The 12,673-nt window shown below is 61.9% G+C and carries 11 protein-coding genes; 8 read left to right on the forward strand and 3 right to left on the reverse strand.

What is annotated here, in order from left to right:
• The first annotated feature begins 19 nt into the window (after positions 1-19).
• Positions 20-538 (forward strand): AAA family ATPase, encoded by a 519-nt coding sequence (locus FFM81_RS18490; RefSeq protein WP_138385442.1) that lies wholly within the window; start codon positions 20-22, stop codon positions 536-538.
• A gap of 20 nt (positions 539-558) precedes the next feature.
• Here FFM81_RS18490 and FFM81_RS32560 read toward each other — a convergent pair whose 3' ends face one another.
• The 3 genes from FFM81_RS32560 to FFM81_RS18500 form a co-directional block, all read right to left on the reverse strand.
• Complete coding sequence (locus tag FFM81_RS32560; protein WP_025415255.1) at positions 559-780, reverse strand: hypothetical protein; 222 nt, start codon at positions 778-780, stop codon at positions 559-561.
• 176 nt (positions 781-956) lie between these two features.
• Positions 957-2,963, reverse strand: a complete 2,007-nt coding sequence (locus FFM81_RS18495) for an ABC transporter ATP-binding protein/permease (RefSeq protein ID WP_128399942.1) — start codon at positions 2,961-2,963, stop codon at positions 957-959.
• Between the two features lie 89 nt (positions 2,964-3,052).
• The gene (locus FFM81_RS18500) at positions 3,053-3,952 is read right to left on the reverse strand and encodes a GntR family transcriptional regulator (protein ID WP_003570650.1); all 900 of its coding nucleotides are present in this window, start codon (positions 3,950-3,952) and stop codon (positions 3,053-3,055) included.
• Between the two features lie 292 nt (positions 3,953-4,244).
• Here FFM81_RS18500 and FFM81_RS18505 point away from each other — a divergent pair, with 292 nt between their 5' ends.
• The 7 genes from FFM81_RS18505 (at position 4,245) to FFM81_RS18535 (ending at position 12,436) form a co-directional block, all read left to right on the forward strand.
• On the forward strand, positions 4,245-5,747 hold the full coding sequence (locus FFM81_RS18505) for a UxaA family hydrolase (protein ID WP_138385441.1): 1,503 nt from the start codon (positions 4,245-4,247) through the stop codon (positions 5,745-5,747).
• A gap of 89 nt (positions 5,748-5,836) precedes the next feature.
• Complete coding sequence (locus FFM81_RS18510; protein WP_003570652.1) at positions 5,837-6,856, forward strand: aldo/keto reductase; 1,020 nt, start codon at positions 5,837-5,839, stop codon at positions 6,854-6,856.
• 9 nt (positions 6,857-6,865) lie between these two features.
• The gene (locus tag FFM81_RS18515) at positions 6,866-7,312 is read left to right on the forward strand and encodes an RbsD/FucU family protein (RefSeq protein WP_138385440.1); all 447 of its coding nucleotides are present in this window, start codon (positions 6,866-6,868) and stop codon (positions 7,310-7,312) included.
• A 208-nt stretch (positions 7,313-7,520) separates the two neighbouring features.
• A complete protein-coding gene (locus FFM81_RS18520; protein WP_003570654.1) occupies positions 7,521-8,510 on the forward strand; it encodes an ABC transporter substrate-binding protein in 990 nt (329 codons plus the stop codon).
• Between the two features lie 125 nt (positions 8,511-8,635).
• The gene (locus tag FFM81_RS18525) at positions 8,636-10,189 is read left to right on the forward strand and encodes a sugar ABC transporter ATP-binding protein (RefSeq protein WP_003570655.1); all 1,554 of its coding nucleotides are present in this window, start codon (positions 8,636-8,638) and stop codon (positions 10,187-10,189) included.
• Positions 10,190-10,216: 27 nt separating this feature from the next.
• Positions 10,217-11,191, forward strand: coding sequence for an ABC transporter permease (locus tag FFM81_RS18530; RefSeq protein ID WP_003570656.1), 975 nt, complete (start codon positions 10,217-10,219; stop codon positions 11,189-11,191).
• Positions 11,192-11,416: 225 nt separating this feature from the next.
• Positions 11,417-12,436, forward strand: coding sequence for a zinc-binding alcohol dehydrogenase family protein (locus FFM81_RS18535; RefSeq protein ID WP_138385439.1), 1,020 nt, complete (start codon positions 11,417-11,419; stop codon positions 12,434-12,436).
• The last annotated feature ends 237 nt before the right edge of the window (positions 12,437-12,673 follow it).

Consider the following 12,673-nt stretch of genomic DNA (forward strand, 5'->3'; position numbering starts at 1 on the left):
CCGATAAGGGGATCGACGAGTGGGCGTCAAAAACTATCTGATCGAAGGCGTTTCCGGCACCGGCAAAACAACGGTGGCGGAAGAGCTGCAGCGGTGCGGTTACCATGTCATCCACGGTGACAGGGAGTTGGCTTATGTCGGCGATCCCGATACCGGGGAACCGTTGTCTGCCGACGACAGCGTGGCCGACAGTCTCGAATGGAAGCAAGCGCATCACATCTGGGATGTCGAGAAAGTTAGATCCGTAATCGCCGATCAAGGCAAGGCGATCTCCTTCTTCTGCGGCGGTTCCAGAAACTTCTCCCGCTTTATCGATTTGTTCGACGGGGTTTTCGTTCTCGATGTCGATCTCAACACGTTGAAACGGCGGCTTGCCGGCAGACCGGAAGACGAGTTTGGCGGAAGACCTGCCGAACGGGCGCTGATTGTGCGGCTGCATGCAACGAAAGAGGACATTCCGAACTGTGGTGCGGTCATCGACGCCACTCGTCCGCTCGCCGTCGTTGTCGATGAGATTCTCTCGAAATGCAGAGGTTGAAGCTCAAGGGCGAAAGGCGTTTAAGTCAGCGCTGCCAGCACCTCCAAAAGTAACGACGGTGAACTGAGGAAGCCTCCGGCGACAAGGCCGACAAAACCAAGCGCCAACGCTCCGACAAAGCCGTGACTTTGCCAACCGTAGCTGGCGCCCACGGCTGTGGCCGTCATAACCATCGAAACGGTCCACACGATTTTGACCAATGAGATCAAGCGGCGAATAAGGGTGGGTTTTTCTTGCGTCACGGCGCAAAGCGGCGTTCTGAAACACCCCGATGTTCTGAATATAATATTGAATTTCTTGCCACTAAGAGTGCTTGCCTCGTCCGCCTTCGCGAGGAAATTGCCCTGCAGAGGTATACTGCAAAGATGGCGAGCCCGGAACCTTCGTTGGGCGATTGATGTCCGTCACCAAGCCGACGTCAGTTTCCATTCCGGGGCTGCGTCGCCTTGTTCGAGGCCGTGCTGGCTTTCGGCGGGGCGCGGCGGTTTTCCAAAACGCGGGACAGCAAGTTCGGCTTTCTCGTGCGCTTGATAAGATCGACATCACTGACGAGCTTTGCCCCGCCCCGGCGCCGCTCCAGGGTGATCTTGCGGCTATGGAAGACCTCCAGTTCAGCGCGATGAGCGACGCTGATGATGGTCACCTCGGGCAGTTCCTCGATCACCATCTGCATCATCCGGTCCTGGCTCTTTTCATCGAGTGCCGAGGTTGCTTCATCCAGCACGATAATATCGGGCGTGTGCAGCAGCAGGCGGGCAAAGGCCAGCCGCTGCTTTTCGCCGCCCGACAAGGTCTGGTCCCACGGCGCCTCTTCCTCGATCTTGTCGTTCAGATAATCCAGGCCCACCTTGTCCATGGCCGCCTTGATCTGATCCAATGTCCAGCTATCGGCAGCACCCGGATAAGCGACGGCGCGGCGAAGCGTGCCGGAAGGGATATAGGGGCGCTGCGGCAGCATGAACAAGCGTCTGTCGACGTGGAAGTTGACGCTGCCGTCACCCCAGGGCCAAAGACCGGCGATCGCTCGCACCAGCGTGCTCTTGCCCGAACCGGATTCTCCCGCCACCAGCACCCGCTCGCCGGGTTCGATCGCGACCTGGGTTTCCTTGACCACGGCGGTACCGTCGTCAAGCGATACGGAGAGATCGTTCAGGCTCAGCATCGCCTCGCCTTCCGTCTCACCGCGCTTGATGCGGCCGAGCGCGTCGCTCTGTTCGGCGCGTTCGAGCCCGTCGAGCGACATCATCAGCGAGGCAATGCGCCGTGCGCAGGCGTTCCAATCGGCAAGACGGGGATAGTTGTCGACCAGCCATCCGAACGCACCCTGAACGATGGCGAAAGCAGAGGCTGCCTGCATGACCTGTCCCAGGCTCATGCTGCCTTCGAGAAACTTCGGCGCACAGAGCAGAACCGGCACAACAGGTGCAATCAGCATCGATCCATGCGACACAAGCGTGGTGCGCATATGCTGGCGGGCAAGCAGCGCCCATTGCCCGAGCACCTTGGTGAAGGTCTTGTCGAGGTCGTTGCGCTCCTCCTCTTCACCGCCGAGCAAGGCGATGCTTTCGCCGTTTTCGCGCACATGCGTCAGCGTATAGCGAAATTCGGCTTCCGTTTGGTTTTTCGCCTCGGAGACCTGGACGAAATGGCGGCCGATGACGGCCATCGAACTGGAGGTGATCGCGGCGTAGAGGACCGCTGTGACGACGAGAAAACCTGGTATGGTGACGGTCAAACCGGCGATCGTCAGCGTCAATGCCCCGCCGATCGTCCAGAGCACGACGATGAAGGTCGAGGCCGACAGAAAGGCCGATATGACCCCGGCGATGAAATCGACAGGGGCTTCGGTGGCGATCCGCAAATCCTCGGAAATGCGCGCTTCGGGGTTCTTGTGGTCACCGCCGATGAGGTTCAGCTGATAGTAGCGGCCGTTCGCCAGCCAGCGTCCGATGACCGCGGTCGTCAGCCAGGAACGCCAGCGGCGCTGGATCATCATGCGAAGGGCGACCTGCGTGGTGACCACGGCGACGGTTCCGAGCACGAGCGGCAGGAAGACGGCGCTCAGGAAATAGACGGTGCCGGCATCGTGCCGCTCGATGGCGTCGAAGATCGCCCGGTTCCAGATATTGATTCCATATTGGAAGGCCACATTGATGCCGATCAGCGCCAATAGCCCGAGGGTGCACGGCCAGGCGAGCTTGTCGCCACCGCGGCCCCAATAATGGCGCGCGCTGATCCAGAAACGCTTGAGCAGATATTTCTTGCGCGCCTGTTCGGCCTCCTCGGGCGTCAGTTCCGGGCTGGGTTCGTCGGCCTCCGGCGGCGGCACGGGCTCGACAGGCGCAGCCTTCTCCTCGAACGACGTTTGGGAACCTTGCGGCTCGAAGCCGTCGACCGATCTAGGATTGAGTTTAGCGCCCGTCATGAGCACGATAACGGCTTAGGGATCAGAAGGTTTCATGAGGGGTTGCGGGGGTCAACGTTTGGCGTTGTGCCGTGTAGCCCTTCACTACCTCACGCAGTCTCCGTCGCCAGCTGCGGCAGGGATTGCAGCAGGGTCTGGCGGGCGGAGTGCAGATGGGCGCGGCAGGCTTTCTCGATCGCGGCCTGGTCGCCGGATTCGAGTGCTGCGATATAATCCAGATGTTCGTGGATGGCGCGCTCGTTACGCTCGCGCGCGGCCGTCTTGTTCCACTGGTAGTGATAGTGGAAGACGATGGCGATGGCGTCGTAGAAATCGGCGATGAAGCGGTTCTTCGAAGCGCGATGGATCAGCAAGTGGAAGCGTTCGTCGAGGACGGAGAAATCCCGGAAGCGCTGGTTGATGTCGGCAAGCATGGCGTGATGGTCGTCGCGGATGGCGGCAAGATCGGTCCAGGCCTGATGGCCTTGGGGAAGCCGGCCGAATTCGGCGGCCGAATGCAGCTCGAACATCTCGCGCACATCGGCCAGTTCGAGGGCGAATTCGCGGGTAAAGCCTTTGAGCGTCCAATGGCTGTTCGGCCGCTTCTCGATCAGGCCGAAGCGGGAGAAGCGGATCAGGAACTCGCGCACGCTGGTTGTGCCGGTGCCGATCTCGCGGGCAAGCTCCAGCTCGTTGATCTGCATGCCGGGGGCGGCATCGTCGGCCAGGATGCGCTGCATGAAGCTACGCTCGATGATGTCATGCAGGGAATCGGTTTCTTCGGAGGGAAAGAGATCGCGGTCCGTGGGTTGGCGCAGAACGGTCTTCTGGCGTTTGTTCCAGCGGATGATGCCTTCTTCGCTAAGCCGCGTCAGGATGGCGCGCGCCGTCGAGCGGCTGACGCCGAGCTGGGCGGCGATCTCCGGTTCCGAAGGCAGTGCGGTATCCGTGCGGAGCGCCGCGGCATACCTGTTATAGGCTTCCTTGAAGACCGTATTCTGCCTTGCCATCCGACCCCCGCTTTTCGCCCGCGTGTCCGCACCGCCATCCCAGCTCAAGAACCTGGACGGCATCGGACCGGGGCTTGTTCAAACGACCATTAGCGTATTTCCAGCCGTCTGCGGCTCGTTGCCTCCCTCGTCCACAGGATCAATATTCCCGTTGACTTGAAAATGTTTATTGTAGATAAAAAACAAAATCAATCGCATTCGCCGATGCAGCGAGCGTTTCCTAGATTCAAAAGTTAGAGCATGATGTCGAAACCGCTCATACTTTCGGCACCACGCTCCAGGGAGAAGAGACTTGGACAAACTGCCTTGGATCATCCTGTCGGCCGGTGACAATGTCGCGGTCGCAACGACGGCCATCGCGCCGGGGTCGACGGTTGCCGGCATCGAAACCCGCCAGAAAATCGATCCCGGCCACAAGGTGGCAATTGCCGATATTCCGCTTGGGTCCCCGGTGGTGAAATACGGACAGGCGATCGGCCGTACCACGGCCGAGGTCAAGGCCGGCGATCATGTGCACAGCCACAATCTACATTTCGAAAACGACCGCTTGGCTGCGACCGCCAATTCGGCGCCAGAAACCGCGACTGCCGACGACAAGGCGCGGACTTTCATGGGCTATCGCCGCGCCGACGGGCGGGCAGCGACGCGCAACTATATCGGCATCATCGCCAGCGTGAACTGTTCCACCACGGTCTGCCGGGCAATCGCCGACGAGGCGAACCGGACGATCCTGCCGCATTACGAGGGCATCGACGGTTTCGTGCCGATCGTACACGACCAGGGCTGCGGCATGAGCTCTACCGGCGACGGCATGAACGTGCTGCACCGCACACTTGCCGGCTATACCAGGCATGTCAATTTCGGCGGCGTGCTGATGATCGGCCTGGGCTGCGAGGTCAATCAGCTGACGCTCTACGGCCAGAGCGGCGCCGGCGCCTCCAAGCGGCATTTCAACATTCAGGATGCCGGCGGCTCGCGCCGCGCTGTCGAGCGCGCCATGGGCATGCTGCGCGAGATCGCCGCCGATGTCGGCAAGGAAAAACGCGTGCCAATGTCGGTCGGTGAGATCATCATCGGCCTGCAATGCGGCGGGTCCGACGGCTTTTCCGGGATCACCGCCAATCCGGCGCTGGGGGTCGCGGCCGATCTTTTGGCAGCGGCCGGCGGCACGGCGATCCTGTCGGAGACCTCGGAAATCTATGGTGCCGAACATCTGCTGCGCAGCCGCGCCGTCAGCGACGAGGTGGCGAAGAAGCTCGACGAGAAGATCGCCTGGTGGGAAGACTATGTAGCCCTGCACGGCGCTTCGCTCGACAACAACCCGTCGCCCGGCAACAAGCGCGGCGGGCTCACCACCATCCTGGAAAAGTCGCTCGGCGCGGTTGCCAAGGGCGGCCGCTCGCCGCTGACGGCGGTCTATGGTTATGCCGAGCGGGTCACTGCCCCCGGCCTGGTCTTCATGGACACACCCGGTTACGATCCGGTCTCGGCGACCGGCCAGGTGGCCGGCGGCGCCAACATGATCGCCTTCACCACTGGCCGCGGCAGCTGCTTCGGCTGCCGGCCGGCGCCGTCGCTGAAGCTTTCCAGCAATTCGGCGCTCTATGCCTCGATGGAAGAGGACATGGACATCGATTGCGGCACGATCGCCACCGGTGACGCGACGATCAGCGGCAAGGGCCGCGAGATCTTCGAGCTGATCGTCGATACGGCCTCGGGCAAGAAAACCAAGAGCGAGCTCTTCGGCTACGGCGACAATGAATTCGTGCCGTGGCATCTGGGCGCAACGCTCTAATCCTTGTTTATGCGCTTCCCGAGACCGCTTCACAGCTTTCCCGGGATGGCTTGAGATAGCGAATTTCAAGTTCTTCGTGAGGGGGAATGATGAAGACGAGACGGATCGGCAAGACCAAGCTGGAGGTGACCGAAATCAGTTTCGGCGCGGCAGCGCTCGGAGGTCTTTACCGCGCATGCCCGCGCGAGGTGGCGATCGACACGCTGCAGGCGGCCTGGGACAGCGGCATCCGCTATTTCGACGTGGCGCCCTGGTATGGGCTGGGTCTCGCCGAACGCCGCGTCGGCGATTTCCTGCGTGACCAGGCGGATGGCAGTTACGTGCTGTCCACCAAGGTCGGCCGGCTGCTGCGGCCGGTACCGACGGGCACCGTGCCCCATTACGGCTATGTCGATCCGCTGTCCTTCGATGCTGATTATGACTATTCCTATGACGGCATCATGCGCTCGGTCGAATTCAGCTATGCCCGCCTCGGCCTCAACCGCATCGACATTCTCTACGTGCACGATCTCGGCGGCTACACTCATGGCGCGGCAAAAAATGCGGTCTACCTGAAACAGTTTCTCGATTCCGGCGTGAAGGCGCTGGAGGAGCTTCGCTCGTCAGGCGCGATTTCCGCCTTCGGCCTCGGCGTCAACGAAGTGCCGGTCTGCCTCGACGTCATGCGCCACGCCGACCTCGACTGCATTCTGCTCGCCGGCCGCTATACGCTGCTCGACCGCTCAGCCGTCGCCGAACTGCTGCCGCTCTGCCGGCAGAAGGGCACGTCGCTGGTCATCGGCGGCGTCTTCAACTCCGGCATTCTCGCCACCGGCCCGGTGCCGGGGTCGCATTTCGATTATATGCCGGCCGATGACGAGGTGCTTGCCAAGGTCGGCGCGATGGAGGCAATCGCCAAAAGCCATGGCGTGCCGCTCGCGGCTGCCGCCATACAGTTTCCGCTGAACGAGGCGATCGTCGCCTCGGTGCTGATCGGCACAGCGAAACCTTCGAGCCTGATGCGCAACATGGAAATCGTCGAGCCGCGGCTTGCCGAGGCGATCTACGGCGAATTCGAACCCTATACGCTGGTTGCGCCGCCGCTTGGCGCCGAAGCCGTCCGAGTCTGAGGAGACACTATGCTCAAAGGGATTCATCCGCTGCTCGGCCCCGACCTGCTTCATGCGCTGAAGACCATGGGGCATGGCGACGACATCGTCATCTCGGACGCCAATTTCCCCTCCGGCTCGATGGGGCCGCCGGTCATCCGCGCCGACGGCGTCAGCGCCACCGCGATGGCCGAGGCGATCCTCGCCCACATGCCGCTCGACACTTTCGTGCCGGAAACGGCCTGGCGGATGGAGGTTGTCGGCGACCCACAGGCCGTGCCGGAGGTCTGCGCCGAGTTCCAAGAAATCATTTCCCGGCGCGCCGGCGATTTCCGCATCGTGCCGGTGGAGCGGTTCGCCTTTTACGCAATGGCCCGCAAGGCTGCCTATATCGTCGCGACCACCGAGTTTCGACTGTATGGCAACCTGATTTTAAAAAAGGGCGTCGTGCATCCGCATGAGGTCGATCTGGGCTGATACCTATTTTAGGGTATCGTTGTATTGAAATAAAATCAGTTGCTTGGGCGGAGTTTAGCAAAGCAAAAAAGCGCGATCGACACCCTTGCAATTTGATTGCGCCTCGGCTAGCTTCAGCCTGCAAATGTTTTTTATCGATAAAAACCCTCCGCCAGCGTTCAGCGGTCCGGTTTATTGGAGGAGAACGCATCTTGAGAGGAGAACCCTTATGACCATCATGAAATCCCTTCTGTCGCGCCGCGCCTTTACCGCGCTCGCGGGTGCCGCCGTCATCGCCACGGCGATGCCGGTCACGTCCTTTGCCGCCGACGTGACAATCCCGATCATCGTCAAGGACACCACGTCCTTCTACTGGCAGATCGTTCTGGCCGGCGCCCGCAAGGCCGGCAAGGATCTCGGCGTCAACGTGCCGGAACTCGGCGCCCAGGCAGAATCCGACATCAACGGTCAGATCAGCATTCTGGAAAACGCCGTTGCCGGCAAGCCGGCCGCCATCGTCATTTCGCCGACCGAATTCAAGGCGCTCGGCAAGCCGATCGATGAAGCCGCCAAGTCGGTTCCGATCATCGGCATCGACTCCGGCGCCGACTCCAAGGCATTCAGCTCGTTCCTGACGACCGACAACGTTCAGGGCGGCCGTATCGCCGCCGACGGCCTGGCTGCCGCCATCAAGGAGATGACGGGCAAGGAAGAGGGCGAAATCGTCATCCTCACCAACCTTCCCGGCGTCGGCTCGCTGGAACAGCGCCGCGAAGGCTTCCTGGATCAGGTCAAGACCAAGCATCCGGGTCTGAAGGTCATTGCCGACAAGTACGGCGATGGACAGGCAACGACCGGCCTCAACATGATGACCGACCTGATCACGGCTAACCCGAAACTCGTCGGCGTCTTCGCCTCGAACCTCATCCTGGCACAGGGTGTCGGCCAGGCGATCGCCGAAAACAAGCTCGGCGACAAGATCAAGGTCATCGGCTTCGACAGCGACGACAAGACGGTCGGCTTCCTCAAGGACGGCGCCATTGCCGGCCTGGTCGTTCAGGACCCCTACCGCATGGGTTATGACGGCATCAAGACCGCGCTTGCCGTCTCCAAGGGCGAGAAGGTCGAAGCCAATGTCGACACCGGCGCCAACCTCGTCACCAAGGCGAACATGGCCGATCCGAAGATCGACGCGCTGCTGAACCCGAAAATCAAGTAAACGACAAGACCAGGCCGCGCCGGCTTCAAAAACCGGCGCGGCTTTTTCCATCCATGTTATGGTTACCAGGGGCCATGCTTTACCAGGGGATGGAGAGCAGACGTGACAAGAAGGAGGAGAGGTCCATGATCGGACTGGAAGAGGTCAGTCATCGCCATGATGACAGCGCGACGCTGAAAGAAGCCAATCGAATTCCCGCCGGATCGCCTATCCTCGAACTCAAAGGCCTGCAGAAGAATTACGGTCATGTGCAGGCGCTGAAGCCGGCGACGCTGACCTTTCTCGCCGGTGAAATTCACGCCATCGTCGGCGAAAACGGCGCCGGCAAATCCACCCTGATCAAATTGCTGACCGGCGTCATCACCCGCACCGCCGGCGAAGTGCTGTGGTGCGGCCAACCTGTCGGGCTGTCGACGCCGAACGAGGCGATCGCCCGCGGCATCAACGCCGTCCACCAGGAAGTCGTACTCTGCCGGCACCTGACGGTCGCTGCCAACCTCTTCCTCGGCGACGAGGTCAACCGCTACGGCCTGATGCGCAAGAAGCAGATGGAGAAGATGGGGCAGGCCGTGCTCGACGATCTCGGCTTCGGACTGCCGGCAGGCGCACTGTTGAGCTCGCTGACGATCGGCCAGCAGCAGCTGGTGGCGACCGCGCGCGCCGCCATGCGCGGCACGCAATTCCTGATCTTCGACGAACCCACCGCCTATCTCACACGCCAGGAATCGGCACAGTTGTTCAAGCTGATCCGCCGCCTTCAGGGCGAAGGCGTCACCATCGTCTATATCAGCCACCGCATGGAAGAAGTCTTCGAGCTGGCCGACCGAGTCTCGGTGCTGCGCGACGGCACGCATGTCGGCACGCGCCTGATCGGCGAGACCAACGACGCCGAGCTGATCGCGCTGATGATCAACCGCTCGATCGAACAGATCTATCACAAGGAAGAGATTGCGATCGGCCAGACGATCGTCGACGTCAAGGGCCTTTCGGGTCCGGGCTTCGAGGACGTGTCGCTCAGCGTCAAGGCCGGACAGATTGTCGGCCTCTATGGCCTGATCGGCGCCGGACGCAGCGAATTCGCGCTCGGGCTCTACGGTCGCCAGCCGACAAGCGCCGGCGAAATCCACTGGATGGGCAAGCGCGTCGACATCAGGAACGAACGCACGGCCATGGAGCTCGGCATCGCTCTGGCGCCGGAAAGCCGGCGCGACCAGGGGCTCTGCCTCAATCAGTCGATCGGCCTCAACATCAACCTGCCGGTGTTCGGGCGCCTCAGCCACGGGCCGGTCATCAACCACGCGCGGGAATCGGCGAATGCCGACAATCAGATCCGCAATCTCAGCATCAAGACGCCGAGCCGGCGGGTTCCGGCCTCCAGCATGTCGGGCGGCAACCAGCAGAAGATCGTCATCGGCAAGTGGCTGAGCCACGGCGCCAGGCTGTTCATCTTCGACGAGCCGACAGTCGGCGTCGACGTCGGCACCAAGGCGGAAATCTATCGGCTATTCGCCAAGCTTCTGAAGGAGGGCGCCGGCATCATCTTGATCTCCTCCTACCTGCCGGAGGTCTACGAACTGGCCGACCGGCTGCACGTCTTCCGCGGCGGCAAGATCGTCGCCAGCCATGATTATCACGCGGCGACGCATGAAGAAGTGCTCAGCGAAGCGATCGGCGTCTGAGCCACAAGAATAAGAGGGAGAAAATTCATGACTGCCACCCCCACCGAAATCGTCGCGCCGCCGCCGCGCCGGAAAATGAACATCCTGTTCGGCCTGACGCTGATCGGGCTGTTGATCTTCCTCTGGGTCGTGCTTGGGCTGGTCACCCCGAGCTTCTGGACGCCGCTCAACATCTCGAACCTGCTGCGTCAGGGGGCGATGACCGCGATCCTGGCGCTCGGCCAGACCTTCGTCATCATCACCGCCGGCATCGACCTTTCGGTCGGCGCCATCGTCGGCTTCTGCACCGTCATCATCGCCTGGCTGCTGCAGGCCGGCGTGCCGCTGTGGGGCGCGATCGTGCTAACGCTCGCCATCGGCGTGGCGATCGGCGCCTTTCACGGCTTCGGCATCGTGCATATGGGCCTGCCGCCGTTCATCATCACGCTGGCAACGCTGACGTCGCTGCGCGGCATCGGCCTGCTGATCACCAACGGCTCGACGATCAGCATCACCGACGAGAGTTTCAGCAATTTCGCGCGGGCCGATTTCCTCAGCATTCCGAGCCTGTTCTGGATGGTCATCCTGGTGGCGGTGCCCTCCTTCGTCTTCCTGCATTTGAGCCGCTGGGGCCGCTATCTCTTCGCGGTCGGCTCGAATGCGGAAGCGGCGCGCCTTTCCGGCGTCAACGTCAAGGGCATGATCTATCTCGCCTATATCCTCTCGGCCGGCTTTGCCGCCTTCGTCGGCGTGCTGCTTGCCTCGCGCATCGCGATCGGCAATGCGACGCAGGCCGACGGCTGGGAATTGCAGGCGATTGCCTCCTCGGTCATCGGCGGCACCAGCCTTTTCGGCGCGGTCGGTTCCGTGCACGGCCCACTGATCGGCGCCTTCATCCTCGCCACCATCAACAACGGCGCCAACCTTCTGAACGTCAACTCCTTCTGGCAGCGCATCATCACCGGTCTGCTGATCATCGTGATCGTGTTCTTCGACCAGCTGCGCCGCCGCAAGAGCAATTGAGAGGCGAGCAAGAGATCGCAGCCTGCCCCTCATCCGGCTGCCGCCACCTTCTCCCCGCACCGGGGAGAAGGGACCAGGCCGCAACCTTTCGGTCCCTCGCCAACGCCTCGCTGGGCACGTCCCTTCGCCCGGTTTACGGCAGAGGGTTAGGGCGAGGCAGCTATCCGCACGAACCGAACAGCAGTGGCACGACACCAGTAAAGAACGAAGAATGCGAGCCCCGTCATGAAAGCAGTTGTTTGCCGGGAACCCGGCGTGCTCGAGATCGTCGAGCGTCCTTCGCCTACGGCTCCCGCAGCCGGCTGGGTGCGCCTTGCCGTCAGCCATGTCGGCATCTGCGGCACGGATTATCATATCTTCGAGGGCAAGCACCCTTTCCTCGAATATCCCCGGGTGATGGGGCATGAGATCTCGGCGACGGTGCTGGAAGCCGGCGATGGCGTTGCCATGGCCATCGGCACGCCCGTCATCGTCAATCCCTATCTCTCCTGCGGCCAATGCGTCGCCTGCATCAAGGGCAAGCCGAATTGTTGCACCAATATCAAGGTGCTCGGCGTCCATACGGACGGCGCGTTCTGCGAGGAAATTTCGGTTCCGGCCGAGAACCTCTATCCCGCCAAGGGACTGAGCCTCGAAGCGGCGGCGACGACCGAATTTCTGGCGATCGGCGCCCATGCGGTCCGCCGCTCGCTGACCGGCGCCGGCGCGCGCTCGCTCGTCATCGGCGCCGGCCCGATCGGGGTCGGGGCAGCGATCTTCTCACGCATCGCCGGCCATGAAGTGACGCTGCTCGATACCAGCGCCGAGCGGCTGCAGATGGCCGCCGAGCGCTTCGGCTTCACCTCCGGCATCGTCGCCAACGAGGCAACGGCGGATGCCGTCAAGGAAAAGACCGGCGGCGACGGTTTCGACGTGGTGTTCGACGCGACGGGCTACGGCCCGTCGATGGAAAAGGCCTTCTCCTTCGTCGCCCATGGCGGCGCGCTGGTGCTGGTCAGCGTCGTCAAGGACGATATCCGCTTCTCCGACCCGGAATTCCACAAACGCGAAATGATGCTGATCGGCAGCCGCAACGCCACCCGCGCCGATTTCGAACATGTGGCCGATTCGATCGCCAAGGGCCTGGTGCCGGTGGATAAACTTATCACCCACCGCACGACGCTCGCCGACGCACCGCGCGACCTCGCCCGCTGGGCGCATGAGAAGAGCGGGCTGATCAAGGCGGTGATCCGGGTTGGTGGTTAGTCGACGCACAACATGCGCGTGGAGTGCTCGGCGTGGATACTCGGGTCAAGCCCGAGTATGACGGAGGGTGGGGGCAGCGACCGGCAAGAGCGACGCTTGGAGCAATCAAAGTTGGGCGCCGGTTTTTATGTCCGGGATCGCGCAAAAATGGGGAGAACCCGCGGTCCCAATTTGCTTATCGTTTGGTGTCTACGACGCTTTTTTGCCGCAGTGCCAACACCACACTCCGTCGTCCTC

Origin of the sequence: Rhizobium hidalgonense (genome assembly GCF_005862185.2) — a bacterium.
In the GTDB taxonomy this organism is placed as follows: domain Bacteria; phylum Pseudomonadota; class Alphaproteobacteria; order Rhizobiales; family Rhizobiaceae; genus Rhizobium; species Rhizobium hidalgonense.